Here is a 23,272-nt window from a genome sequence, read left to right as displayed (position 1 = left end):
AGAAAACCCCGTTTCCACAACGGGGTTTTTTCATTTTTCTCCGGGGCCCGCGCCTGTTTCCGCGTTCTGTAAACCCGGGAAAACGCCGAACGGATCGCGCCCTGATCCCCCTCCAACTTTTCTAGAATCCCCAAGCGCCCATACGCCGCACCGGCATGGCGCATTTTGTGCAACCGAGGCTGCCGCCCGGACCCGCGCTCACCCGAAGCGTCGGAGCGGCGGCCCGCCGCCTGGCAACCCGCCAGGCGCAACAGGCCGGGCCAAAAGCCCGGCACAGCCAAGAACAGCTACACCTGGAGGAGCCCCGCATGAAACGCATTACCCTATCCCTCGCCCTCGCCGGCCTTGGCCTGGCCGCCGGCACGGCCTCCGCCGAAACCAGCATCACCCTGTACGGCATCGCGGACGTCAGCATCCGCTACCTGAACACCAGTTCGGGCGCGGTGGGCGAGAACGGCAGCCGCGTGTCGATGGAGAACGGCGCCATTTCCAACAGCCGCTGGGGCCTGCGCGGCTCGGAAGACCTGGGCGGCGGCAACCGCGCCTTCTTCCGCCTGGAAAACGGCATCAACCTGCAGAACGGCATGGGTTCGGGCACCGACAAGGCGTTCAGCCGCCTGGCCTACGTGGGCCTGGACGGCGGCCAGGTCGGCACCTTGACACTGGGCCTGCAGAACACGCCGATGTTCGACCTGCTGGCCGACTATTTCGACCCGCTGACCGTGGGCAACTACGATCAGAACGCCTGGCTGCCCGCCGCCATGTCGCGGGTTCGCACGAACAACATGACCAAGTACGCCAACACGTTCGGCGACCTCTCCGTCGTGCTGTCGTGGGCCAACGGCGAAGACTGGGACGACCACAAGGCCGGCCAGCAATACGGCGCCAGCCTGCGCTACGCCATCGGCCAACTGGGCCTGGGCGCGGCCTACCAGCAGACCTACGACGGCACGGACTCCGACCTGCGCCAGCGCGTGTGGAACCTGAACGCGTCCTATCAGTTCGACGGCGCCAAGGTGTTCGCCGGCTACTACAACGGCCGCGACGAAACCGGCTGGGTCAACGGCGTCATGGGCGGCGCCACCACCGCCAACCTGGACCGCAAGGACAACGGCTATTTCGCCGGCGTCACCTGGCAGGCCACGCCGCGCTGGGCCATCACCGGCGCCGCCTACTACGACCAGAGCAAGAACGTCGAGGAAGACGGCGACAAGGGCAAGCGCTACGCGCTGGTCGCCGTGGCCGAATACTCGCTGTCCAAGCGCTCGCAGCTATACGGCACCGTCGACTGGAACAAGGTCAGCGACGCAGCCAGCGGGGAAATCGCCGGGAAGAGCAGCCAGGTTGGGGCGGGGGTGGGGTTTAGGCATATTTTCTAAACCCCGCGTGTCTGACACCCCGAGGAGACGGTCGGCGGGCTGAAGCCAGTGCTCATGGGGTGTCAGACACCGGCCGTATCTGACCCCCCCCCACGTGTCTGACACCCGTACGAGACGCCCGTGAAGCTGAAGTGGGCGGTCCCGGGTGTCTGACACCGGCTGACTTTGGGAGGCCGTCCAGATTCAGCCGGTGTCAGACACCCCGCGGACACTGGCTTCAGCCTGCCGACCGTCTCCTCGGGGTGTCAGACACTCAGAGGGTTTACATTCCCAAATAAGCCTTCCGCACCTCATCCGATGCCGCCAACTCCGCGGCCTCGCCCGACAACGCCACTCTGCCGCTTTGCATGACATAGGCCCGCGCCGCGACTTCGAGCGCTTGCGCCATGTTCTGCTCCACCAGCAGCACCGACAGTCCGTCGTCGCGGTTCAGCGCCGCCAGCGCATCGAATACCTGCTCCACCAGCAACGGCGACAAACCCAGGCTGGGCTCGTCGATCAGGAGGAGCCGCGGGCCGCTCATCAGGGCGCGGCCGATGGCCAGCATCTGGCGTTCGCCCCCGGACATGGTGCCGGCCAGTTGTTCGCGCCGCTCCTTCAGGCGCGGGAACAGCGTATAGACCCGCTCCAGCCGATCGCGGTAGACGCGCTCGTCGCGCACCGTATAGGCGCCCAGGCGCAGGTTCTGTTCCACCGGCTGGCGCGCGAACACGCGCGCGCCCTCGGGGATCATGGAAATGCCCTGCGTCACCAGCTTGTCCGGCGGCGTGCCGGTGATGTCCCGCCCTTCGAAGACCACGCGGCCTTCCTTGGGCTTGACCGCGCCCACGATGGCCAGCAAGGTGCTGGACTTGCCCGCGCCGTTGGCGCCCAGCAAGGCGGCGATTTCGCCCGGCCGGACTTCCAGCGACACGCCGCGCACCGCCTGCACGCCGCCGTAGGCCACGTTCAGGTTCTCGACTTTCAGCATCGCATCAGGCACGGTGCTTTCTCCCCAGATAGGCTTCGATGACGGCGGGATTGCGCACGATCTCCTGCGGTTCGCCCTCGGCGATCATCTGCCCGAAGTTCAGCACCAGCACCCGCTGCGCCAGGCGCATGACCACCTCCAGCACGTGCTCCACGATGATGAGCGTGACGCCCGCGGCATGGATGCCGCGCAGGATCTCGGTCAGGGCGATGGCCTCGGCCGGGTTCAGGCCGCCGGCCACTTCGTCCAGCAGCAGCATGCGGGGTTCCGTCGCCAGCGCGCGGGCGAGTTCGACCCGCTTCTGTCCGGCCACGTTGAGCTCGGCCGCGCGCACGTCCGCGCGGTCCGCCAGCCCCACCAGTTCCAGCACCCGGGCGGATTCCCGGCGCGCGTCGGGCAGCCGCGGATGGCGCAGCAGCGCGCCGACCATGGCGTTCTCCAGCACCGTCATCTGCCCGAAACTGCGGGGTATCTGATAGGTGCGGACCAGGCCCATGGCCGCCACCTGTTCCGGCCGCCTGCCGATCATCGACTGGCCGCCGAAGCTCACCGTGCCCGAGGTGGGTTCGTGGTGCCCCACCAGGCCGTTGAACAAGGTGCTCTTGCCCGCGCCGTTGGGGCCGATGATGGCGACGATCTCGCCGGCGTCCACCGACAGCGAAATGTCCTTGTTCGCCACCAGCCCGCCGAAGCGCTTGGTCAGGTTCTTAACGTCCAGCAGAGCCACGGCGCCTCCTCAATGTCACCAGTCCGCCCGGCAGGAACAGCGTGACCAGCAGAATGGCCAGGCCGAAGACCAGCAGGTCCAGCCCCATGCCCGAACTGCCCCACAGCACCCGCGTGCCCTCGGACAGCGGCAACAGCACCGCCGCGCCCAGCCAGGGACCCACCAGCGTGCCCACGCCGCCCAGGATGGTCACCAGCACGACCTGCACGGACATCGTCAGGTTGAACATGGACTCCGGGTCGATGAAACCCACATACATGGCGAAGAATCCGCCCCACACGCCGGTCATGCCCGCGGAAATCACGAAGGCGAGCATCTTGTAGCGGTCGGCCGGCACGCCCAGGCTGCGCGAGGCGGCCTCGTCGCCGTTGATCGCGCGCCAGTAGAACCCGGTCTTGGAGTGCACCAGGAAGAACGTGGCGCAGAAGGTCAGGAACGCCAGGGCCACCGCGATCCAGTAGTACGGCACCTTGCTGCGGAACAGCAGCATCCAGGCGGCGTCCCCGATGGGCGCCTCCAGCCCCACCGCGCCGCCCGCCCATTCCCAGTTGATCAGGAGCAGCAGGCCGATCTGCAACAGCGCGATCGTGGCCATCGCGAAGTAGTGGCCGGACAGCCGCAGCGTGGGCCCGCCCACCAGCCAGGCCAGCCCCGCGCTGATCAGCCCGCCCAGCGGGATGCCCAGCAGCGGCGTGAGCTTCAGGTGGTGCAGCAGCAGCAGGGTGGTGTAGCCCCCTACTCCCACGAACACGCTGTGGCCGAAGGAGATCCGCCCCAGGAATCCGCCGACGAGGTTCCAGCACGCGCCCAGCGCGCCGAACATGATCGCCAGCAGCAGCACCTGCAAGGTGAACGAATCCGTCACCGCCAGCGGGACCAGGGCCATCACGATGGCGGCCGCGGCGGCGGCCGCGACGGGCCATTTGGGCACGCCCGAGGACGTGGTATCGATTTTCGGTCTCGTGTTCATATCACCACCGCCCGAACAGGCCGCGCGGCCGATACCAGAGGACCAGGATGAACAGGATGTACACGCTTACCGTCTTCATCGCGGGCGCGACGAAGTAGCCGGTCATGGCCTCGATGATGCCGATCAGGATCCCCGCGATGAAGGCGCCCGGCAGCGAACCGAAGCCGCCCATGCACACCGCCACGAACGCCAGCAGGCCGAACACCGTGCCCACCGACGGGAAGACGTAGAAGAAGGTGGTCAGCAAGGCGCCGGCCAGGCCGACCGCGGCGCTGCCCAGCATCCAGACCTGCGCGTTGACGCGGTCGGGGGAAATGCCCACCAGCGCCGCCACCTGCCGGTCCTCGGCCACCGCCTGCAGGGCATGGCCCCAGCGGGTGCGGTACACCAGCACGAACAGCGCCGCCACGACCACCAGCGCGATCAGGCCGGTGACCACCTGGGGCCGTCCCAGCGAAATGCCCGCCATCGTGACGCTGCCGGACACCAGCGTGTCGGGCAGGCTGCGGTAATCGGGGCTGAAGGCGATGAAGGCGATCTGGCGCAGCACCAGCCCCAGCCCGAAGGTGGCCAGGATGACCGCCATCGCGGGCCCCTTCTGCAGGCGCCGGATGATCAGCGCGTAGGTCAGGAATCCGACGAAGGCGAGCGCGACGGCCACCAGCGGCGCCGACAGCGTGGGATCGATATGACCCAGGGTATAGAGCCAATAGGCGGCATACATGCCCAGCATCAGGAATTCGCCGTGGGCGAAATTGATGACGTCGGTAATGCCCCAGATCAGCGCCAGCCCCACCGCCACCGCGGCATAGATCAGGCCGTTGAACAGGCCTGCCGAGAGAGCTTCGAACATGAAGTGCTCCTGTGGCGGGCCCCGCGGCCCGCCACGTCAGACTGAGGGTTACTTCCAGGCGAACGGCAGCGTGGGCAGGCTCTTGTCCGTGCGGTATTTTTCCGGCCACACCGTCTGGTAGGACGCTCCCTTCAGTTCCAGGATCAGGCCCGAGCCCTTGGTGTTCTGCCCCTTGGCGTCGAACTGCACGCCGGCCCAGGGCATGGCCACCTGCGCTTCGCCCAGGTCGGTCGCGGCGAGCGCCTTGCGGATGGCTTCGGGATCGGTGGAGCCGGCCCGGTTGATCGCGTCCGCCAGCACCAGCACCCCCTGCATCGAGCGCGCGTTGTTGCCGTTCAGGTCCTTGCCCGTCTTGGCCTTGTACATGTCGTTGATCTTCTTCAGGCCCGCCTTGGCGGCGGCGACGTCGTTGCCCCACACGTCGCGAGTGAGCACGCCCTGCACTTGCGGCCCCACCTCCTGCACGAAGCGCGAGTCGATGAACCCGGCGTCGTTGGCCAGCAGCACCGGCGGCGCGTACTTGCTTTCGCGCATGGTGCGCACGAACAGCATGGCGTCCGAGGTGTAGCTGGCGAAGATGGCCACGTCGGGCTTGGCGGCGGCCAGCTTCTGCACTTCCGCCGTCACCGACGCCGAACCCGCGCTGTAGGCGATGTTCGCGACCAGTTCGCGCTTGTACTGCTTGGCGAACTTCTCGACGGCCTTGTACGTGTTCACGCCGAAGTCGGTGTTCTCGTACACCACGGCGATCTTGGCCGTCGGCACGGCTTTCACGCCGTCCAGGAACTGCATCATGTTCTCGACGAAGGTGTCGTCGTTGGGCGAGGTGCGGAAGAACCACTTGTAGCCGCGCTCGGTGAGGTCCGGGCTGCTGGATTCGCCGTTCACGTAGGGGATGCCGCGCTGCTCGGCGATGCGGCTGGCCGTCTTGGTCACGGCCGACTGGTAGGCGCCGGTCAGCGCCACCACCTTCTCCTGGTCGATCAGGCGCTGGGCGTCGGCCAGGCCCACTTCGGGCTTGCCCTGGGAATCGCCGAACACCACTTCGATCTTGGCGCCGCCCAGCGCGGGCAGCCCGCCGCCGGCGGCCAGCGGTATCCCTTCAAGCTCGGGATGCGGATTGTTGACGATGTCCACGGCCAGCTCGACGGCCGCCTTGATTTCCGAACCGGTCGACGCCAGCGCGCCTGACAGTGGATAGATCGCGCCGATACGTACGGCCTTCTGCGCCTGGGCAGGCATGGCCGCCATCAGCGCCAGACTCGCGGCGACACCCGCAATGAGCTTCATCTTCATTACTAGACTCCTGGATTGGTCCGGCTAGGTGAGAAAACAATGCAAATCCACGGGCCGCGGCGCGCCAGACCGGCGCGCGCGGACCCGCAATGGCCCGGCGGCCTCCGATCGGGAGTTGCCAGGCCCTGAACTGTTGTCGCCATTTCCCCTTGTCCTTTGATGGATCGTTTTGGTGGCACAACCGGTACTGCTGAAACGGGTCTTCCAATCGCTGCCCGCGAGCGGGCGGCGGCGCGGTCAGAACACCGCCATCCTGCTGTTGACGAGATCCGTGACCAGCATGTGGCCCGGGGCGTGGGTAATGCAGAACTCCGGGCGCACCGCCGCGACCACGGACTGGGGCGTCACGCCGCAAGCCCAGAACACCGGCATTTCGCCCGCCCGTATCTCAACGGGATCACCATAGTCCGGGCGGCCGATGTCGGCAATCCCGATCAACGCGGGGTCTCCGATATGCACGGGCGCGCCGTGGACCGAAGGAAAGCGCGAGGTGACCTGGATGGCGCGGATCGCGTCGGCGGCCTTCAAGGGACGCATCGAGACGACCAGCGGCCCGCTGAAGGCGCCCGCGGCATGCGTCGGGACGTTGGTGCGGTACATCGGCACGTTGCAGCCCTGCTCGATGTGGCGCACGGGCAAGCCGTTGTCCAGCATCGCTTCCTCGAACGAGAACGAGCAGCCGATCAGGAAGGACACCAGGTCGTCGCGCCAGACGTCGCGCACGTCGGTGGGCTCGGCCACCAGCTCGCCGTTCTTCCAGACGCGGTAGCGCGGGATGTCGGTGCGGATGTCGATGTCGCGGCCCAGTTCCGGCAGCGCGGGATCGCCCGGCTCGGACATGGCCAGCAGCGGACAGGGCTTGGGATTGCGCTGGCAGAAATGCAGGAAATCCGCCGCCAGCGCGCGCGGCAGGATGGCCAGGTTGGCCTGGACGTGGCCGGGCGCCAGGTTCGCGGTGGGGCCGGTCAACTTGCCGCTGCGGGCATCCAGCCGCGCCTGCCGGGCCAATTCCACGCTGGCGCTCGCCGCTGGATTCGAAACCATGCCTATCCCCTCGATGACGATGTCGGTATAGAGACATTGCACAGGAACCGCGGCCCGCCGTCCAATCACAAGTTGCGATAAACCCCGATCAAAATTCCTTATCAGGGTTATGCCGGATGGCGCAACGCCTCTTCCCGGGCGATCTGCTGCGCCGCCTCGGCCACGGCGCGCGGAATCTGGCTGTCGGGCCCCTGCATCCAGCAGGCCGTGTAATGCAGCGGCGGCAGGACCGGCGCCTTGACGTCCAGGATGCGCAGTTGGCCCTGGGCCAGTTCCTTGTGCAGGATGACGGGCGCGATGACGGCCGTGCCGATGCCGTCCTGCGCCATCCGCACGATCACGCTCAGCGCCGAGCTGCCATACATGCGCGGGGCCTCCACGCCGGCCTGTTGCAGCAACTGGCGCACGGCGCGGTGCGGGTCGGTGGTGGAGGAATACGTGATGACGGGCCATTCGGCCAGCCGCTTCAGCGCAACGGGCTGGCGCCCCACCTTGAGCTTGGGGCTGGCCACCCATTGCAGGGGATAGTTGCACAGGTAGAGGTTTTCGACCCGCGGCTCCTCCATCGGCCCCAGCAGGAACGCCAGGTCGATCTGGCGCGACGCCAGTTGCGTCTTCAGCATCGTGGTGGTGTCCACCTGGATTTCGACCATCAGCGCCGGATAGGCGTCGTGCAGGTACTCCATCAGGGTGGGCAGCCAGGTGTGGACGATGGTCTCGGACACGCCCAGCCTGAGCGTGCCGCTCATGACGCTCTTGGCCCGCGCGGCCTCCTGCATGTCGCGCCGCATCTGCAGCATGCGTTCGGCATGCGACAGCAGTTCGCGGCCCTTGCCGGTCAGCTTGATGCCGCGGGTGTCGCGGTCGAACAGCCGCACGCCCAGGTCCGACTCCAGCGAGGCGATGCGCTGGGAAATCGCGGGCTGGGTGGCATTGAGTTTCTCGGCGGCGGCGCGGAAGCCCCCGAGCGTGGCCACCCAGAAGAACGTCTCGATATTGCGCAGATCGATCATGGCACCGGCGTTCGGCTATGAAGCCGCCATCTTAGCGCCTGCCCGCCGTCACAGGCCCGCGAACAGTTCCTCGACCGACAGGCCGATGGCCAGGATGCGGCGGTCCGCGCCGTTGCTGCCGGCGATCATCAGGCCGACCGGCGCGGTGCCGGCCGCCTGGCAAGGCAGCGACAGCGCGCAGCCATCCAGGAAATTGATCAGCGTGGGATTGCGCAGGATGAGGCCGTTGGCGGCGTAGTACGCGTCGTCCGAGGCCTGCAGGTCGGCCACCGCGGGCGCCACGATCGGCGTGGTCGGCATGATCAGCGCGTCGTAGCCGGCGATGCGGCGGTCCACCGCCGCGACCCAGGCCTCGCGGGCGTCCAGCAAGTCCAGGTAGTCGGCCGCGCTCATGTCCTTGCCGCGGATGATGCGCGACACGACCCGGGGATCGTAGCGCTTGCCGGCGCGCGCGATCAGGTCCCGGTGCCAGGCCCAGGCCTCGGCGGCGGTGAAGCCGCCCTTGGAATTGATGGCCGCCAGTTCGGCGAACTCCGGGACCGCGATCTCGTCGACCAGGGCGCCCGCGCTCTTCAGCCGGGCCACCGCGGCCGCGAAGCTCTCGGCCACGTGCTTGTCGATGGCGTCCAGCGCCAGCGTGGTCGGGACGGCCAGGCGCAGGCCGCGCAGCGGCATCGCCTCCGGCACGGGGCCGCCGTCGCCCGACAGGATGGCGTCGAGCTCGGCGCAGCAGCGCACGCTGGCGGCGATGGGGCCGATGGAATCCAGGTTGGCCGACAGCGGCAGCACGCCGGCCATGGAAACGCGCCAGGCGCTGGGCTTGAAGCCGGTCAGGCCGCAAAGCGCCGCGGGGATGCGCACGGAACCGCCCGTGTCCGAACCGATGGCGGCCGCTGCCATGCCGTCGGAGACGGACACGGCCGCGCCCGAGGACGAACCGCCCGGAATGCGGCCGGTGGCGCGGTCGTAGGGATTCAGGGGCGTGCCGTAATGGGGGTTGATGCCCAGGCCCGAATAGGCGAATTCGGTCATGTTGGTGCGGCCGATGACGACCGCGCCGGCGGCGATCAGGCGCTGCACGACTTCCGCGTCCGCGTCGGCCGCCGGTTCGCCTTCGCGCGCCACCGAGCCGGCCATCGTGGTTTCGCCTTCGACGTCGAACAGGTCCTTGATGCTGATGGGCAGGCCGTCCACGGCCGAGCGGACGATGCCCGCCGCGCGCAGCGTGTCGGACGCGCGCGCCTGCGCCAGCGCCGACTCGGCGTACAGCCGGGTGAAGACGCGGGCGCCCTCGCCCGCTTCGTCCTGCGCCCGGGCCAGGGCGGCTTCCGTAAGCGCCACGGAACTCGTTCGGCCCTCGCGCAGGGCCAGATTCAGATCATTCAGGGTCGAAACCATAATCATCCCAGTGCCGCCGGGCGGCGTAAGTGCGAATGGGCGCGCCCGGCATGGGCGCGCCTGGCGATCAGCGCCGGGGGCCTGGCTCAGGCCACCACGGGCAGCGTCTCGACATGATAGCGGTGACGCAGGCTGCGCTGGCGGCGCGGATCGTGCAATTCCATCGTGAAGTCGACGGACGGCCGGATGCCGCCGATCGCGCCCACCGTGCCGCAGGTCATGCCGGCGCCTTCGGGCAGCGCGTCGGCGCCGCCGGTGTAGCCGGCGATCAGGTCCCGCGGGGTGCGCAGCGACGCCAGCGGGCCTTCCTGGTACAGGACTTCCACGCCGTTCTCGACGATGTACGAACGGATGACCAGTTCGTCCCAGTAGTCCGCCACGTCGGCCAGGCGCCATGCGCTCCTGGCCACGGGCTTCACGCAGACCTGCTTGGACATCGCCACGCTGTAGGTCTCGAGCTTGCGGTCGGTGTGGTCGGAGGCGATGCTGACGTACATCTCGCCGTCGGCCGCGAACACGAAGGTCTCGACTTCGCCCGAGGACTCCTCGCCCAGCGCCTGCACGGTCTCGTCCTGGGTCAACTGGTTGGCGGCGATGCGGTAGTACAGCGGCACGCTGCTGGGGCGCGGCACGCCGATGGCGGCCAGCTCTTCGATGTGGTGCTCGATGGCGGCCATGTCGCGGCCGGCCCAGCCGGCGACGATCACGGTGTTGAACTCGACCGCCACCTGGCGGGGCTGCGATCCTTCGATCTGGAATACGGCTTTCATATCTGTCCTGCGAAAACTAGGAGGTAAACGGCGCGGCGGCCCGCCGCGCCCGGAAGGTGTCCGTGGAAACGCGCGTCAACCGAACACGCGCGGCAGCCACAGCGCCAGGTCGGGCCAGAACGCCAGCAAGGCCAGCATCACGAACATGGCCGCGACGAACGGCAGGCTGCCGACGATCACCGCGCTCATGGAACCGCTCTTGCGCAGGCTGTGCACCACGAACAGGTTCAGTCCGACCGGCGGCGTGATCAGCGCGGCTTCGACCAGAACGATGATCACGATGCCCAGCCAGATGGGGTCGAAGCCCAGCGCGATCATGATCGGCGCCACGATGGGGATCGTCGTGATCATCATGGACAGCGTTTCCATGAAGCAGCCGAGCACCAGGTAGAAGACGATCACGATCAGCAGCATCCACCCCGGCGACATGCCCAGGCCGGTGATCGACCGCGTCAGCGCGTCGGTCAGGCCGGTGGCGGACAGGACGAAGTTCAGGAAACTGGCGGCGATGACGATCAGCATGATCATGGCCGTCGAACGCATGGTGCCTTCCATCGCTTCGCGCAGCATCGACCAGGACAGGCGCCGGAACCACGCGGCCAGGACCAGCGCGCCCAGCACGCCCAGCGCGGCGGCCTCGGTCGGCGTCGCCAGCCCGGCGTAGATGGATCCCACCACCAGGAGGAAGATGCCCAGGGGCGGCGCCAGGTGCACCAGGCTCCTGAAGCGCTCGCCCCAGGTCGCGTGGATCTTCTTGCCGCCCCACTCCGGCTTGGCCAGGCAGGAGATCCCCACGGTCAGCATGAACAGCGCGGCCATGACCAGGCCCGGGATAATGCCGGCCAGGTACAGCTTGGGCACCGATGAATTGGTCAGTACGCCATAGATGACCAGGTTGATCGAGGGCGGAATCAGGATGCCCAGCGTGCCGCCGGCGGCAAGGCTGCCCAGGAACAGGGGTTCGTTGTAGCCGTACTTGCGGATCTGCGGAATCGCGACCGTGCCCACGGTGGCCGCGGTGGCCACGCTGGAGCCGGAGGTGGCCGAGAACAAGGTCGACGCGCCGATGTTGGCGTGCATCAGCCCGCCCGGCAGCCACGACAGCCACAGGCTCATCGCGCCGTACATGCGCTCCGCGAATCCCGCGCGCAGCAGGATTTCGCCCAGCATGATGAACAGCGGGATCGCGACCAGCAGGAACTCGTTGTTCGCGGACCAGGAAAGTTCGCCGATCGCGCGCGACAGCGGCAGCATCGAAAACAGCGGGTCCAGCATCAGGCCCAGCACGCCGAGCGCCGCGCCCACGGGAATGGACATGCCGATCAGCACCAGCAGCAGAATCAAGGCGGTGGCGATCATGCGGCTTCTCCTTTCACCATGCGTTCGCCGGCGGCGGCTTCCTCGTCGGCCTCTTCCTGCGCCGAACGCACGCCGCAGATCTGCTTCACCAGTTCGATATCGCCCGTGACCAGCGCGGCGGATGCGCGCACCAGCATCAGCGCGACGGTGATGCACATCCAGACCAAGCCCAGCATCCAGAGGCCCTGCGGAATCCACAAGGGCGTGGCCAACGGCGTATTGGCGGCGGATTTCTGCACCCAGGAAGTCTGCACCACGTCATAGGCGTAATAGGTCAGGAACACCATGAAGACGGCCAGCGCCACCACGGAAATCCAGTCCAGCACGGCCGACACGCGCACCGGCAGATGCTGATAGACCACGTCCACGCGCACGTTGGCGCGCTGCAGCGTGGCGAAGGCCAGCGCCCAGGACGTGCTGATGGCGAAGGCGTAGCTGGACAGCTCGTCCGCGCCGCCCGTCGTGAAGCCCAGGAACTTGCGGGCCAGCACGTCGAACGAGATCAGGAGCACGCTGGCCACCGTCAAGGCGCCGCCGGCCCAGACGGCCGCGCGAGAGAAGCTCTCGGCGCGCCGCAATAAAGCGCCGAGCAGGCGGAAGTGTTCGGATTGAGTCATGAATGGAACCTTTGCGGGGCGAGGCACGCATCGCCTCCCCATCGATGTAACAAGCGGCCCCCATCGGGATGCCGCGGAGCCGGCTTCGCCGGTCCGCAGGCATGCCCCCCTGGGGGGGAAGCGCGAAGCGCTTCCGGGGGGGGCCTACTTTCGGGGGGGGACCTACTTTTTGGCGGTCACACCCAGCGTCTTGCCGATGGTGGCGTTGAAGTCGCTCACGCATTGCGCGGAGCAGCGGGCCGCCCACTTGGGCAGCACGGCGTCCTGCGTGACCTTCTTGAGCAGTTCGCGATCCGCGTCCGTGGGCTGGACCAGGACCATCTTGCCCTTGACCGGGTACGGGCACTCGGCGGCGCCCGTGTTGCAGTCATAGCCCTCCTGGGTCTGGCGCGCCGCGGCGTCCCAGATGTTGTCGACCAGCGTCTTCACATTGGTCTGCAGGAAGGTGCGCACCTTGGGATCCAGCTTGTCCCAGGCCTTCTGGTTCACGGCATGGATCTGCTGGTTCCAGTTGATCGGCAGGGCCACCAGGTGCGTGGACACCTCGTACCACTTGGCCGAGTAGCCCGACAGCGAACCCGTGATGGCGCAATCGACCACCTTGTTCTGCAGGGCCGGCACGACTTCGCCGAACGCCATGGTCACGCTGGAGCCGCCCAGCGCCTCGACGAACTCGGCGGTGGTGCGGCTGCTGGTGCGCACCTTCTTGCCCCTGAGGTCGGCCAGGCCCTTGATCTCGGCGTTGCAGAACAGCACCTGGGCGGGATAGGTGGAAATGCCCAGCAGCTTGACGTTGTTGCCTTCGCCGTACAGCTTGGCGTAGACCGGCTCGAAGGCGTCGGTCACGGCGCGCGCGGTCTTGGCGTCCGGCGCCAGGCCGGCCAGGTCGATCGCTTCGTTGATGGGGTTGTCGCTGGCGAAGTACGACAGGGTGGCGGTGCCGAACTCCACCACGCCCTGCGACATCAGGCGCAGCAGTTCGGGGCCTTTCAGGCCCATTTCGTTGAAGCCCTTGATATCCGCCGTGATCTGTCCTTTGGACTGCTCGGGAACGGTCTTCGTCCAGAACGGCTTTTCGTAATCGTTATAGGCGGTCAGGTTGCTCAATCCCCCCACGACCTTCAAGTGGGTCTTGGGCAGGTCCTGCGCCTGGGCCGCGCCGGCCAGCAGGCTGGCGGCGACGGCGGCGAAAACCAGAGACTTTTTCATGGACAAAACTCCTAGCTGGCGGGATGGTATGCCGCGCGCGGGATCCCGTTATCCTCGTCGCGCGCGGATGGCTGCCGGGAAGTCAGGAGCCCCGCGATCATTGTTGGTGCGCCGCCATTGCATCCTCAGGGCCCTGGGGCGTCCAATCGTATGTTGCGATACGGGGGTATAAATATTTCTTGGGTCTCGCCGGCGCGGCGCGCGGCATTTTCCGCAAACGACGCGGCAGCGCGGCTTTGCGGGCCGCGGCGGCGGCCCGCTCGAATGCGCCCGGATGGCCCACGATTGAAAAAGGGGCATCGTCTGCTGGGGAAAACACCTAGGGCCCGCGGCCTTCGGAAGCGCCCCGCGCAGCCCCTAGAGGGGTGTGCCGCCGTCGGCCTGGCCGGCCACTTTCTGCGCCATCTGCGCGATGATGCGCACGGCGTGGCTGTCGGGCCCCTGGACCCAGGTCGCCGTGAAACTCAGTTCCGGCAAGGGGTCCGCCTCCACCCGCAGGATGCGCAGCTCGCCCCGCGCCAGTTCCTTGCCCAGGAACACCGGCGCGATGACGCTGGTGCCGATCCCGTCCTGCGTCATGCGCACCACCATCGACATCGACGCGCTGCCGTACATGCGCGGCGCGGTCACGCCGGCCCGCGTCAGCATGTCGCGCACGACGCGGTACGGCGCGCTGTTGGACGGATAGGTGATGATGGGCAGCCTGCCGATCCGCTCCAGGGTCAGCGGTTCAGGCCCCAGGTCCAGCGCGGGGCTGGCCACCCAGGCCAGCGGATACGTGCACAGCGCCAGGTTCTCGACCCGCGCCTCCAGCACGGGCCCCATCAGGAAGGCCAGGTCGATCTGGCGCGACATCAGGTGCGAACGCAGCACGTGGGTGGTGTCCACCTCGATCTCCAGCACCAGCGCCGGATAGGTCGTGTGGATCAGTTCGATCAGCGTGGGCAGCCAGGTCTGCACGATGGTCTCGGCCACGCCGATGCGCACGGTGCCGGTCATGACGTTCTGCTCCCGCGCGGCCTCGAACATGTCGCGCCGCACCTGCAGCATGCGCTCGGCGTGCGACAGCAGTTCGTGCCCCTTGCCGGTCAGCTTGACGCCGCGCGCGTCGCGCTCGAACAGGCGCACGCCCAGGTCCGCCTCCAGCGAGGCGATACGCTGCGATACCGCAGGCTGCGTGGTGTTGAGCTTTTCCGACGCGGCGCGAAAGCTGCCCAGCGTGGCCACCCAGAAAAAAGTTTCTATGTTGCGTAATTCGATCATGAGCCTGTTCCCCCGGCGCGATGAGCGTATCATGTCAGCCGCCCGTCAGTGCCCTGGAACAGTGCCCCAAACTAAGGAGTTTTCCGATGACCCCGGCCGATAACGGTCGTCCGCGCTCCGGCGCGCCCGCCGCCCGCGGCCCGATGGTCGGGGTGCTGTTGCTGGTGCTTTCGATGTGGACCCTGTCCTGCCTGGACGCCAGCGGCAAGTGGGTAATGAACGCGGGCGTGCCGCTGCTGGTGCTGTCGTGGTTCCGCTACGCGGTGCACCTGCTGCTGGTGCTGGCCCTGGTGCTGCCCGCGCGCGGGCTGGGGGTATTGCGCAGCAACAAGCCGCGCGAGCAGATCATCCGCGGCGGCTCGATGTTCCTCGCCACGCTGATGTTCTTCACGACGCTGAGCTACATTCCGCAGGCCGAGGCCACCGCCATCAACTTCCTCGCGCCGCTGCTGGTGCTGTCCGCCGCGCCCTGGGTCCTCAAGGAACCGGCGCGCCTGTCGCGGTTCATCGCCGCCGGCGTGGCCTTCATCGGCGTGGTCATCGTGATCCGCCCGGGCGGCGGGCTGCATCCGGTCGGCACGATCTTCGGCCTGATCACCGCCTGCTGTTTCGCGGTGCAGTTCATCGCGACCCGGCGCGTCGCGGGCGACGACCCGTTCACCTCGCTGATCTGGAGCGGCGCGGTGGGCACCGCCTTCCTGACGCTCGCCCTGCCCTTCATCCTGCCGCCCGCCCTGCCGGTGCTGCGGGCGCTGGCGCCGATGGACTGGGTCCTGCTGATTTCCACCGGCATCACCGGCGGCCTGGGCCATCTGTTCCAGATCGCGGCCTATCGCCGCGCCCCGGCCTCCACGCTGGCGCCCTTCGTCTACCTGCAGATCATCAGCGCCACGTCGGTCGGCTGGCTGGTGTGGGGCCACTTCCCCGACGCGCTGACCTGGCTCGGCATCGCCATCATCTGCGCCAGCGGCATCTGCATCGGCGTGGTGGAATGGCGCCGCGGCCGCGCGCCGGCCGCGCCCCTGGCGGACGCCCGCGCCCGCTGACCGGGCGGCGGGCGTCCCGCGGGCGCCTCCCGTACAATGCGGGTCGCTCTTGCGCTCAGCGGCAGGGGCTCCTCCCCCCGGCATCCCCCGAATCGAGGCCTTCATGATCATCAAGCCCCGTGTGCGCGGTTTCATCTGCGTGACCACCCACCCCGTCGGCTGCGCCGCCAACGTCAAGAACCAGATCGACTACGTCAAGGCGCAGGGGCCGATAGCGGGCGGGCCCAAGCGCGTCCTGGTGATCGGGGCGTCGACCGGCTACGGGCTCGCCGCGCGGATCAGCGCGGCGTTCGCCTGCGGCGCGCAAACCCTGGGGGTGTTCTACGAGCGGCCGCCCGAGGACGGCAAGCCCGCCACGGCGGGCTGGTACAACACCGCCGCCTTCCACGAGCACGCGCACGCCGAAGGGCGGTATGCGCAGAGCATCAACGGCGACGCCTTCTCGGACGAGATCAAACAGAAAACCATCGACACCATCAAGCGCGACCTGGGCCAGGTCGACCAGGTGGTCTACAGCCTGGCCGCGCCCCGCCGCATCCACCCCCGGACCGGCGAGGTCTTCAATTCCACGCTCAAGCCCATCGGCGCCCCCGTGAGCCTGCGCGGCCTGGACACCGGCCGCGAAGCGGTGAAGGATTCCGTGCTGGAACCGGCCACGCAGGCCGAAATCGACGCCACCGTCGCGGTCATGGGCGGCGAAGACTGGCAGATGTGGATCGACGCGCTGCTTGCCGCCGGCGTGCTGGCCGAAGGCGCCACGACCACGGCGTTCACCTACCTGGGCGAGAAGATCACCCACGCCATCTACTGGAACGGCTCGATCGGCGCGGCCAAGAAGGACCTGGACCAGAAGGTCCTGGACATCCGCGCCAAGCTGGCCGCGCGCGGCGGCGACGCCCGCGTGTCGGTGCTGAAAGCGGTGGTGACGCAAGCCAGTTCGGCGATCCCGATGATGCCGCTGTACCTGTCGCTGCTCTTCAAGGTCATGAAGGAGCAAGGCACGCACGAAGGCTGTATCGAGCAGGTATACGGCCTCTACCGCGACAGCCTTTGCGGCCCGGCCCCGATCCTGGACCAGGACGGCCGCCTGCGCGCCGACCGCAAGGAACTCGATCCCCAGGTGCAGGACCGCGTGCAGGCGCTGTGGAACCAGGTCTCGAACGACAATATCTACCAGGTGACGGACTACGCCGGCTACAAGCAGGAATTCCTGCGCCTCTTCGGTTTCGAGATCGACGGCGTGGACTACGAGGCCGACGTCGAGCCGGCCGTGGAGATCCGCGGCCTGGTCTGACCGGATCGGGTTGCGTCAGAAGTATTCGAGCGTCACGACCTTGTGCCGCCGCACGCTGCCGTCCGGCCACGGAACCGGCGTCGAGACGCTTGTGCTGACTTTGACGCGGTTCCCGGCGGGCGTGGCGGGCCGGTCGGCGGACGCCCAACAGCTCACCCGGGGAACCCCCTTCCCCCCGGTATTGCCCTTCATTTCGACCTTGCATGCCGCGGGCTCCACGATGGCGCCGGTGAAGCGGATCATGCCGCTCTGGGCGCTGGCGACGACGGGAACCAGCAACGAGATAACAGACAACGCACGCGTCAAAGTGTGAATAGTCATGACGACTCCTGAGCGCAGGCAAGTCCGGAAGGCGGGTTCACCTTCCTTACTTCTGATTACGGCGTCGTCTTGAAAAACTATACGTCGGGAAAACAACTACTCGGCCGGAATAATTCCAGCAGCCGGTCCAGGCCGCCGGTATCGATCGCCACGTTCACCTCCTGGCGCACCGCCGGCTTGGCGCGATAGCCCACCGACAGGCCGGCCGCGCGCATCATCGGCAGGTCGTTGGCGCCGTCGCCCACGGCGATGGCGCGCTCCGGCCCCACCCCCAGGGCCGCGCACACTTCCAGCAGCTTGCGGCGCTTTTCCTCGCCGTCGCAGATGTCGCCCCAGGCTTGCGGCAGCAGCCTGCCCGTCAGGCGGCCGTCCTCTACCTCCAGCACATTGGCGCGCACGTCGTCCAGCCCCAGGCGCACGCGCAGCCGGTCGGTGAAGCAGGTGAAGCCGCCGGTCACCAGCAGGCAGGTCAGGCCGGCCGCCTTGCACGCCGCGATCAGCGTCTCGGCGCCCGGGTTGATGCGCAGCCGCTGTTCGTAGACCTCGTCCAGCGCGGCCTCGGGCATGCCGGCCAGCAGCGCCACGCGCTCGCGCAGGCTCTGCTTGTAGTCCACGATCTCGCCGCGCATGGCGGCCTCGGTCAGCGCCGCCACCTCCGCTTTCCTGCCCATCAGGTCCGCCATCTCGTCCAGCGTCTCGATCGAGATCAGGGTGGAGTCCATGTCGAAGGCGATGAGCCGGTAGTCCGACAACGCAAGCGGCGGCTCGATGCCGCGCCAGTGCAGGCCGGGGGTCGTCTTGGGCAACAGCATGGGGAAAGTCCTTGTCTATCCGGGTTGGGAAGGGCCGCGCCCTTGCGCGCAGAGCCATTCGATGAACAATTGCGCCGACGCCGCGGCCGGGCCGTCGGGCCGGTACAGCGCATGGATGCCGGCGTTGGGCAGTTGCGGTTCCGTGAACAGCGGCCGCAGCCGGTCGGCACGGATATCGTCGTCCAGCAGGCACCAGGGAGCCAGCGCGATGCCCAGATCGTTCATGGCGGCCTGCATGCACAGGAATTGATGGTCGAAGACCGGTCCGGGCAATTGCGCGGGCACGTCCACCTTCGCGAGCGCGAACCAGCGCGGCCAGTGGTCCATGCCGCCCGATATCTTCAGCAGCGGATGCCCCAGGCAGTCCGCCGGCGCGGCCAGCCGGTTGCGCTCGATGAAGCGCGGCGACGCCACCGGCACGTGGAAGTCGTCCAGGCAGTGTACGCAGGCCAGCTCCGAATGCGCCATGTAGCCGTGGCGGATCAGCACATCGCTGCCGGTATCGCCGCCCCGGTCGAGGAACGGGCGCCCTTGCGTGGTCAGTTGCACGTCGATGCCCGGATGCCGCGCCTGGAACGCCGACAGCCGCGGAATCAGCCACTTCATGGTCAGCGACGGCGTGGCGCACACGCGCAGCACGCCGCCGTAGGCGGGCGATTTCAGCTTCGCGGTGGCCGCCGCGATGCGTTCCAGGCTGGCCTGGACCTCGGGAAAATACGCCTGGGCGCAGGGCAGCAGCGCGACGCCGCGCGCCTCGCGCGCGAACAGGGGCTGCCCCACATACTCTTCGAGAATGCGGATCTGCTGGCTGACCGCGCTGTGCGTGATGCTCAGTTCGTCGGCGGCCGCGGTGAAACTACGCAGACGCGCCGCGGCTTCGAACACCCGCAAGGCCTTCAGCGGCGGCAGGCTCGGCCCCGCCATCTCAGGCCAGGCCCGCCCGGGCGCCCGCCCGGCGCCTCGCTGTGCTGCTCTTTCCCACGTTTACCCTTGTCGTCTATTTATTGTCGGCGCGCCATTGCCGGCGCGCGCGCCCTGTCCAGCCGCATTCTAGGGGATAGGCCGGCCGCCGACCTCTTAGAAAATCTAACGCCACGCCTTAAAAAACACTGCTGGTCGCCGGGCGGGCCCCTTCCTATGATGCCGACAACCCCAGGCAGGAACCCAACATGGCATCAATCACGGTAGACGGCATCGTCAAGACCTTCGGCGGGCAGCAGGTGCTGCGCAATCTGTCCCTGCACATCCCGGACGGCGCGTTCTATACGCTGCTGGGCCCCAGCGGCTGCGGCAAGACCACCCTGCTGCGCTGCATCGCCGGCTTCTACGCGCCCGACGGCGGACGCCTGCTGTTCGACCAGGACGACGTGACCCATGTGTCCGCGCACCGCCGCGACATCGGCATGGTGTTCCAGGACTACGCCTTGTTCCCCGACAAGAGCGCCTTCGACAACGTGGCCTACGGCCTGCGCGCCCGCGGCGTGGCGCGCGCCGAGACCGCGCGGCGCGCCAACGAAGCCCTGGACAAGGTGGGACTGCTGGCGCTGGCGGACCGCTACCCCGCGCAGATGAGCGGCGGACAGCGCCAGCGCGTGGCCCTGGCGCGCGCGCTGGTGATCCGGCCGCGCGTGCTGCTCATGGACGAGCCCCTGTCCAATCTCGACGCCAAGATGCGCCTGCAGATGCGCGACGTGATCCTGGACCTGGTGCGCGAAGCCGGCATCACCACGGTCTTCGTGACGCACGACCAGGAAGAGGCGCTGGCGATGTCGGACCGGATCGCGATCATGGACCACGGCGACATCGCCCAGTTGGGCACGCCCGAGGAACTCTACGGCACGCCGGTGAACGCCTACGTGGCGGACTTCATCGGCTCGGCCAACGTGATTCCCGTGCCGGCCAGGAACGGCCAGGCCGGCGCCCCGGCCGGCCACGTCCGCTACGAACTCTGCGGGCTGGGCTTCGACGGCATGCAAGGCAGCGAGCGGCTGGGAGAGAACGGCGTGCTGATCGCGCGTCCCGAAGAGCTGGCCCTGATGGCCCCCACGCCCTACGTGCCCAACACCCTGCCCGGCAAAGTGCTGCGGCGGCAGTACCTGGGCTTCAAGACGGCCTACCGGATCGCGCTGGACAACGGCGCCGAGATCCGCGTCGAACTGCATGCCGGCAACATGGTGGCGCAGTTCCAGCCGGGCGAGGCCGTGCAGGTGCTGATCCCGGCCGACAGCCGCGTCGTCAACGCCTGAGGACGCGCCCGCCATGAAAATCCAATGGTGGCCCTGGGGCATCCTCACCGCGATCAGCCTGGCCCTGCTGCTGTTCTTCGTGCTCTATCCGCTGGGCGTGCTCTTCGGCAACAGCGTCACCGGGCAGGACGGCGGCTTTTCGCTGGAGGGCTTCCAGGCCCTGCTGGCCGACTCGCAGTACGTCGAGGCTTTCGGCAATACGCTGATCCTGGGCCTGGCGGTCACGGTCTGCACGGTGCTGGTGGGCGTGCCGTTCGCCTACATGGTGGCGCGCTACGACTTCCCGCTGAAGAACCTGGTGGCCATCCTGCCGGTGCTGACCATCGTCATCCCCGAGATCATCGTGGGCCAGTCCTGGCTGCTGATCCTGGGCAACAACGGCATCCTGACGAACCTGCTGGGCGATGCCGGCATCTCGCTGCCGTCGTTCTACGGCTGGACGGGCATGCTGTTCTCCATGACGCTCGTCTACTACACCTACATCTACCTGGGCGTGCTGGCCGCCTTGCGCGGCTTCGACGGGCAACTGGAGGAAGCGGGCCTGAGCCTGGGAACGCCGCCGTTCCTGACCAAGCTGCGCGTGCTGGTGCCGGTGCTGCTGCCCGCGGTGCTGGTCAACGCGCTGGTCGTGTTCACGCTGGTGGTGGGCAACTTCGCGCTGGCGATGCTGCTGGGCAGCCGCGTGCCGCTGCTGTCCGTCATGACGTACAACACCTTCGTGAGCGAAATGGGCGGAAGCCCGACGCTGCAGAGCGCGATGTCGGTGGTGTCCATCGCCATCGTCGCCATCGTGCTGTTCTTCCAGAAGCGCGTGGTCGAGCGCAAGGTCTACACGATGACGCAGGGCCGCGCCCCGGCCGCCGTGCGCGTGCGGTCCTGGAACGCCATGCTGTATACCGGCGGCGTGGGCCTGGTGATCTTCATTTCGCTGCTGCCGCTCATCGTCGTCTTCATCGCGGCGTTCACCAAGACCAGCGGGCCGGTCATGCAATGGGGGCAATGGTCCCTGGCCAGCATGCAGCGCGCGCTGCACGGGGCGCCGGAACCCATCCTGAATTCGCTGAAGTTCGCGTCCCTGGCCACGGTGCTGGGCGTCGCTTTCGCGGTGCTGGTCAGCTACCTGACGATCAAGAAGCGCAGCGCGTCCACGCAGGTGCTGGACTACATCGTGGTGCTGCCGCTGACCATCTCCGGCACGGTGCTGGGCATCGCCCTGGTGCAGACCTTCAACACCGGCTGGCTCGTGCTGGCGGGCACCTCCGGCATCATGGTGCTGTGCTACACGGTGCGGCGCCTGCCCTTCGCGGTCCGCAACGCCTCGTCGGTGCTGTTCAACATTCCCGAGTCGATCGAGGAAGCCTCGATCAGCCTGGGCGTATCCCCGCTCATGACCTTCTTCAAGGTGGTCCTGCCCGCCATGAAGGCGTCGATCATCTCGGCGGCCATCCTGATGTGGCTGACGACGATCTCCGAGCTGTCGGCCTCCATCGTCGCCTACAGCGGCGGCCTGGAGACGATGCCCATCGCCATCTTCCGCCAGGTCGACGGCGGCAGGCTGGGCATGGCGTCGGCCTACGGCGCGGCGCTGGTCACCGTGATCGTGCTGCCCATCATCGTGTCGGTCAAGGCGTTCCGCATCAAGCTGTTCTCCGGCAAATAACCCACTCGCACAGAGGCTACCCATGCAACTCAAGCACCTCCTTCAGTACAGCGTCCTGGCCGCGGCCCTGGCAACCGGCGCCGCCCATGCCCAGAATGTCGTGCTCTATTCGTCCAACAATACGGAAACAATCGAAACCGCGCTGGACGCGGTGAAGATGAAGTCGCCCAAGCTGAACGTGCAGCCGGTCACCGGCGGCACGGGGACGATGATGAAGCGCATCGAGGCCGAGTCGCAGAATCCGCGCGGCGACCTGTTCTGGAGCGGCGGCTTCGGCACGCTGGGCGCGTACCGCCAGCACCTGCAGCCCTACCGTCCGGCCGACCTGGACAAGGTCCCGGCCGAATTCCGCGGCCCGGACGACCTGTGGGTGGGCACGAACGTGCACGTCATGGTGATGATGGTCAACGAGCGCCAGCTCAAGGGCCTGCCCGCGCCCGCCACCTGGTCCGACCTGATGCAGCCGCAGTGGAAGAACAAGTTCGCCATCACCGATCCGTCCAAGAGCGGCACGGCCTACATGCTGGTGTACGGCCTGTACAAGCAGTTCGGCCAGGAAGGCCTGGACAAGATCGCGGCGAACGCGGTCGTCACCGCCTCGTCCGGCACCACCTACAAGGGCGTGGCTGCCGGCGAGTACGCCGTGGGCATGACGCTGGAATACGCCGCGCAGGAGTACGTGGCGGGCGGCCAGAAGGAAATCAAGCTGGTGTACCCGACCGAAGGCAGCTACCTGGCGCCCGAAGGCATGTTCATCATCAAGGGCGCGAAGAACCTGGACGCGGCCAAGGCGCTGTACGACGGCCTGCTGAGCAAGGAATCTCAGGAAGCGCAACTGGTGAAGAACTTCCGCCGCCCGACGCGCACCGACGTGGCGGTGGCCAGCCTGACCACCCTGCCCGACCTGAAGACCATCAAGATCTTCCCGGTCAGCCAGGAAGCCGCGGCCACCGAGTATGAGGCGGTAGTTGCAGCTTGGAACCAGGCCGTCGCGAAAGCAAAGTAAGAGAAGCCCCACGCCGCAC

General features: G+C 67.6%; 22 protein-coding genes. 6 read left to right on the top strand and 16 right to left on the bottom strand.

Annotated features, from left to right (window positions below; all coding sequences use genetic code 11):
- Positions 1-308: 308 nt before the first annotated feature.
- Positions 309-1,379 (top strand): porin, encoded by a 1,071-nt coding sequence (locus AVE30378_RS10430; RefSeq protein WP_129240780.1) that lies wholly within the window; start codon positions 309-311, stop codon positions 1,377-1,379.
- A gap of 262 nt (positions 1,380-1,641) precedes the next feature.
- On the opposite strand, the gene AVE30378_RS10425 is transcribed toward AVE30378_RS10430, so the two are convergent.
- The 13 genes from AVE30378_RS10425 to AVE30378_RS10365 form a co-directional block, all read right to left on the bottom strand.
- Positions 1,642-2,349, bottom strand: a complete 708-nt coding sequence (locus AVE30378_RS10425; protein ID WP_129240840.1) for an ABC transporter ATP-binding protein — start codon at positions 2,347-2,349, stop codon at positions 1,642-1,644.
- 4 nt (positions 2,350-2,353) lie between these two features.
- The gene (locus tag AVE30378_RS10420) at positions 2,354-3,076 is read right to left on the bottom strand and encodes an ABC transporter ATP-binding protein (RefSeq protein WP_129240779.1); all 723 of its coding nucleotides are present in this window, start codon (positions 3,074-3,076) and stop codon (positions 2,354-2,356) included.
- A complete protein-coding gene (locus AVE30378_RS10415; protein WP_129240778.1) occupies positions 3,057-4,046 on the bottom strand; it encodes a branched-chain amino acid ABC transporter permease in 990 nt (329 codons plus the stop codon). The genes AVE30378_RS10420 and AVE30378_RS10415 overlap by 20 nt, the downstream gene beginning before the upstream one ends.
- Position 4,047: 1 nt before the next feature.
- Positions 4,048-4,899: a branched-chain amino acid ABC transporter permease gene (locus AVE30378_RS10410; protein WP_129240777.1), complete on the bottom strand. Its 852-nt coding sequence runs from the start codon at positions 4,897-4,899 to the stop codon at positions 4,048-4,050.
- Between the two features lie 48 nt (positions 4,900-4,947).
- A complete protein-coding gene (locus AVE30378_RS10405) occupies positions 4,948-6,195 on the bottom strand; it encodes an ABC transporter substrate-binding protein (protein ID WP_129240776.1) in 1,248 nt (415 codons plus the stop codon).
- A 237-nt stretch (positions 6,196-6,432) separates the two neighbouring features.
- Positions 6,433-7,239 carry a putative hydro-lyase gene (locus AVE30378_RS10400; protein WP_129240775.1) on the bottom strand — a complete coding sequence of 269 codons (807 nt, stop codon included), beginning with the start codon at positions 7,237-7,239 and terminating at the stop codon, positions 6,433-6,435.
- Positions 7,240-7,346: 107 nt separating this feature from the next.
- On the bottom strand, positions 7,347-8,252 hold the full coding sequence (locus tag AVE30378_RS10395) for a LysR family transcriptional regulator (protein WP_129240774.1): 906 nt from the start codon (positions 8,250-8,252) through the stop codon (positions 7,347-7,349).
- Positions 8,253-8,300: 48 nt separating this feature from the next.
- Positions 8,301-9,650: an amidase gene (locus AVE30378_RS10390; protein WP_129240773.1), complete on the bottom strand. Its 1,350-nt coding sequence runs from the start codon at positions 9,648-9,650 to the stop codon at positions 8,301-8,303.
- A gap of 86 nt (positions 9,651-9,736) precedes the next feature.
- On the bottom strand, positions 9,737-10,420 hold the full coding sequence (locus AVE30378_RS10385) for a DUF2848 domain-containing protein (protein ID WP_129240772.1): 684 nt from the start codon (positions 10,418-10,420) through the stop codon (positions 9,737-9,739).
- Positions 10,421-10,495: 75 nt separating this feature from the next.
- A complete protein-coding gene (locus tag AVE30378_RS10380) occupies positions 10,496-11,779 on the bottom strand; it encodes a TRAP transporter large permease (RefSeq protein WP_129240771.1) in 1,284 nt (427 codons plus the stop codon).
- Positions 11,776-12,396, bottom strand: a complete 621-nt coding sequence (locus AVE30378_RS10375; protein WP_129240770.1) for a TRAP transporter small permease subunit — start codon at positions 12,394-12,396, stop codon at positions 11,776-11,778. Before AVE30378_RS10375 ends, AVE30378_RS10380 begins: the two co-directional genes overlap by 4 nt.
- Positions 12,397-12,558: 162 nt before the next feature.
- Positions 12,559-13,605: a TRAP transporter substrate-binding protein gene (locus AVE30378_RS10370; protein WP_129240769.1), complete on the bottom strand. Its 1,047-nt coding sequence runs from the start codon at positions 13,603-13,605 to the stop codon at positions 12,559-12,561.
- A 357-nt stretch (positions 13,606-13,962) separates the two neighbouring features.
- On the bottom strand, positions 13,963-14,868 hold the full coding sequence (locus AVE30378_RS10365; protein WP_129240768.1) for a LysR family transcriptional regulator: 906 nt from the start codon (positions 14,866-14,868) through the stop codon (positions 13,963-13,965).
- Between the two features lie 86 nt (positions 14,869-14,954).
- Between AVE30378_RS10365 and AVE30378_RS10360 the strand changes: the two genes are divergently transcribed.
- Positions 14,955-15,914 carry a DMT family transporter gene (locus tag AVE30378_RS10360; protein ID WP_129240767.1) on the top strand — a complete coding sequence of 320 codons (960 nt, stop codon included), beginning with the start codon at positions 14,955-14,957 and terminating at the stop codon, positions 15,912-15,914.
- A 103-nt stretch (positions 15,915-16,017) separates the two neighbouring features.
- Complete coding sequence (fabV, locus tag AVE30378_RS10355; RefSeq protein WP_129240766.1) at positions 16,018-17,208, top strand: enoyl-ACP reductase FabV; 1,191 nt, start codon at positions 16,018-16,020, stop codon at positions 17,206-17,208.
- A 15-nt stretch (positions 17,209-17,223) separates the two neighbouring features.
- On the opposite strand, the gene AVE30378_RS10350 is transcribed toward fabV, so the two are convergent.
- The 3 genes from AVE30378_RS10350 to AVE30378_RS10340 form a co-directional block, all read right to left on the bottom strand.
- A complete protein-coding gene (locus AVE30378_RS10350) occupies positions 17,224-17,529 on the bottom strand; it encodes a hypothetical protein (RefSeq protein WP_129240765.1) in 306 nt (101 codons plus the stop codon).
- A 77-nt stretch (positions 17,530-17,606) separates the two neighbouring features.
- A complete protein-coding gene (gene serB / locus AVE30378_RS10345; protein WP_129240764.1) occupies positions 17,607-18,341 on the bottom strand; it encodes a phosphoserine phosphatase SerB in 735 nt (244 codons plus the stop codon).
- A gap of 15 nt (positions 18,342-18,356) precedes the next feature.
- A complete protein-coding gene (locus tag AVE30378_RS10340) occupies positions 18,357-19,265 on the bottom strand; it encodes a LysR substrate-binding domain-containing protein (protein ID WP_129240763.1) in 909 nt (302 codons plus the stop codon).
- 245 nt (positions 19,266-19,510) lie between these two features.
- Here AVE30378_RS10340 and AVE30378_RS10335 point away from each other — a divergent pair, with 245 nt between their 5' ends.
- Genes AVE30378_RS10335 through AVE30378_RS10325 form a run of 3 tightly spaced genes read left to right on the top strand, consistent with a single transcriptional unit; the run spans position 19,511 to position 23,253 of the window.
- Complete coding sequence (locus tag AVE30378_RS10335; RefSeq protein ID WP_129240762.1) at positions 19,511-20,587, top strand: ABC transporter ATP-binding protein; 1,077 nt, start codon at positions 19,511-19,513, stop codon at positions 20,585-20,587.
- A 13-nt stretch (positions 20,588-20,600) separates the two neighbouring features.
- Positions 20,601-22,247 (top strand): ABC transporter permease, encoded by a 1,647-nt coding sequence (locus AVE30378_RS10330; protein ID WP_129240761.1) that lies wholly within the window; start codon positions 20,601-20,603, stop codon positions 22,245-22,247.
- Positions 22,248-22,269: 22 nt separating this feature from the next.
- The gene (locus tag AVE30378_RS10325; RefSeq protein ID WP_129240760.1) at positions 22,270-23,253 is read left to right on the top strand and encodes an ABC transporter substrate-binding protein; all 984 of its coding nucleotides are present in this window, start codon (positions 22,270-22,272) and stop codon (positions 23,251-23,253) included.
- Positions 23,254-23,272 lie beyond the last annotated feature (19 nt).

The sequence above is a fragment of the Achromobacter veterisilvae genome, assembly GCF_900496975.1.
Taxonomy (GTDB): Bacteria; Pseudomonadota; Gammaproteobacteria; order Burkholderiales; family Burkholderiaceae_B; genus Achromobacter; species Achromobacter veterisilvae.
This window is presented reverse-complemented; position numbering and strand designations above follow the sequence as displayed.

Excerpts from the sequence above, each read along its gene's own strand:
- AVE30378_RS10385 (WP_129240772.1), bottom strand. The coding sequence starts at position 10,420 with ATGAAAGCCGTATTCCAGATCGAAGGATCGCAGCCCCGCCAGGTGGCG.
- AVE30378_RS10375 (WP_129240770.1), bottom strand. The coding sequence starts at position 12,396 with ATGACTCAATCCGAACACTTCCGCCTGCTCGGCGCTTTATTGCGGCGC.
- AVE30378_RS10340 (WP_129240763.1), bottom strand. The coding sequence starts at position 19,265 with ATGGCGGGGCCGAGCCTGCCGCCGCTGAAGGCCTTGCGGGTGTTCGAA.
- AVE30378_RS10410 (WP_129240777.1), bottom strand. The coding sequence starts at position 4,899 with ATGTTCGAAGCTCTCTCGGCAGGCCTGTTCAACGGCCTGATCTATGCC.
- AVE30378_RS10330 (WP_129240761.1), top strand. The coding sequence starts at position 20,601 with ATGAAAATCCAATGGTGGCCCTGGGGCATCCTCACCGCGATCAGCCTG.
- AVE30378_RS10405 (WP_129240776.1), bottom strand. The coding sequence starts at position 6,195 with ATGAAGATGAAGCTCATTGCGGGTGTCGCCGCGAGTCTGGCGCTGATG.
- AVE30378_RS10395 (WP_129240774.1), bottom strand. The coding sequence starts at position 8,252 with ATGATCGATCTGCGCAATATCGAGACGTTCTTCTGGGTGGCCACGCTC.
- AVE30378_RS10415 (WP_129240778.1), bottom strand. The coding sequence starts at position 4,046 with ATGAACACGAGACCGAAAATCGATACCACGTCCTCGGGCGTGCCCAAA.
- AVE30378_RS10360 (WP_129240767.1), top strand. The coding sequence starts at position 14,955 with ATGACCCCGGCCGATAACGGTCGTCCGCGCTCCGGCGCGCCCGCCGCC.
- AVE30378_RS10430 (WP_129240780.1), top strand. The coding sequence starts at position 309 with ATGAAACGCATTACCCTATCCCTCGCCCTCGCCGGCCTTGGCCTGGCC.
- AVE30378_RS10365 (WP_129240768.1), bottom strand. The coding sequence starts at position 14,868 with ATGATCGAATTACGCAACATAGAAACTTTTTTCTGGGTGGCCACGCTG.
- fabV (WP_129240766.1), top strand. The coding sequence starts at position 16,018 with ATGATCATCAAGCCCCGTGTGCGCGGTTTCATCTGCGTGACCACCCAC.
- AVE30378_RS10380 (WP_129240771.1), bottom strand. The coding sequence starts at position 11,779 with ATGATCGCCACCGCCTTGATTCTGCTGCTGGTGCTGATCGGCATGTCC.
- AVE30378_RS10335 (WP_129240762.1), top strand. The coding sequence starts at position 19,511 with ATGGCATCAATCACGGTAGACGGCATCGTCAAGACCTTCGGCGGGCAG.
- AVE30378_RS10400 (WP_129240775.1), bottom strand. The coding sequence starts at position 7,239 with ATGGTTTCGAATCCAGCGGCGAGCGCCAGCGTGGAATTGGCCCGGCAG.
- AVE30378_RS10325 (WP_129240760.1), top strand. The coding sequence starts at position 22,270 with ATGCAACTCAAGCACCTCCTTCAGTACAGCGTCCTGGCCGCGGCCCTG.
- serB (WP_129240764.1), bottom strand. The coding sequence starts at position 18,341 with ATGCTGTTGCCCAAGACGACCCCCGGCCTGCACTGGCGCGGCATCGAG.
- AVE30378_RS10350 (WP_129240765.1), bottom strand. The coding sequence starts at position 17,529 with ATGACTATTCACACTTTGACGCGTGCGTTGTCTGTTATCTCGTTGCTG.
- AVE30378_RS10370 (WP_129240769.1), bottom strand. The coding sequence starts at position 13,605 with ATGAAAAAGTCTCTGGTTTTCGCCGCCGTCGCCGCCAGCCTGCTGGCC.
- AVE30378_RS10425 (WP_129240840.1), bottom strand. The coding sequence starts at position 2,349 with ATGCTGAAAGTCGAGAACCTGAACGTGGCCTACGGCGGCGTGCAGGCG.
- AVE30378_RS10390 (WP_129240773.1), bottom strand. The coding sequence starts at position 9,650 with ATGGTTTCGACCCTGAATGATCTGAATCTGGCCCTGCGCGAGGGCCGA.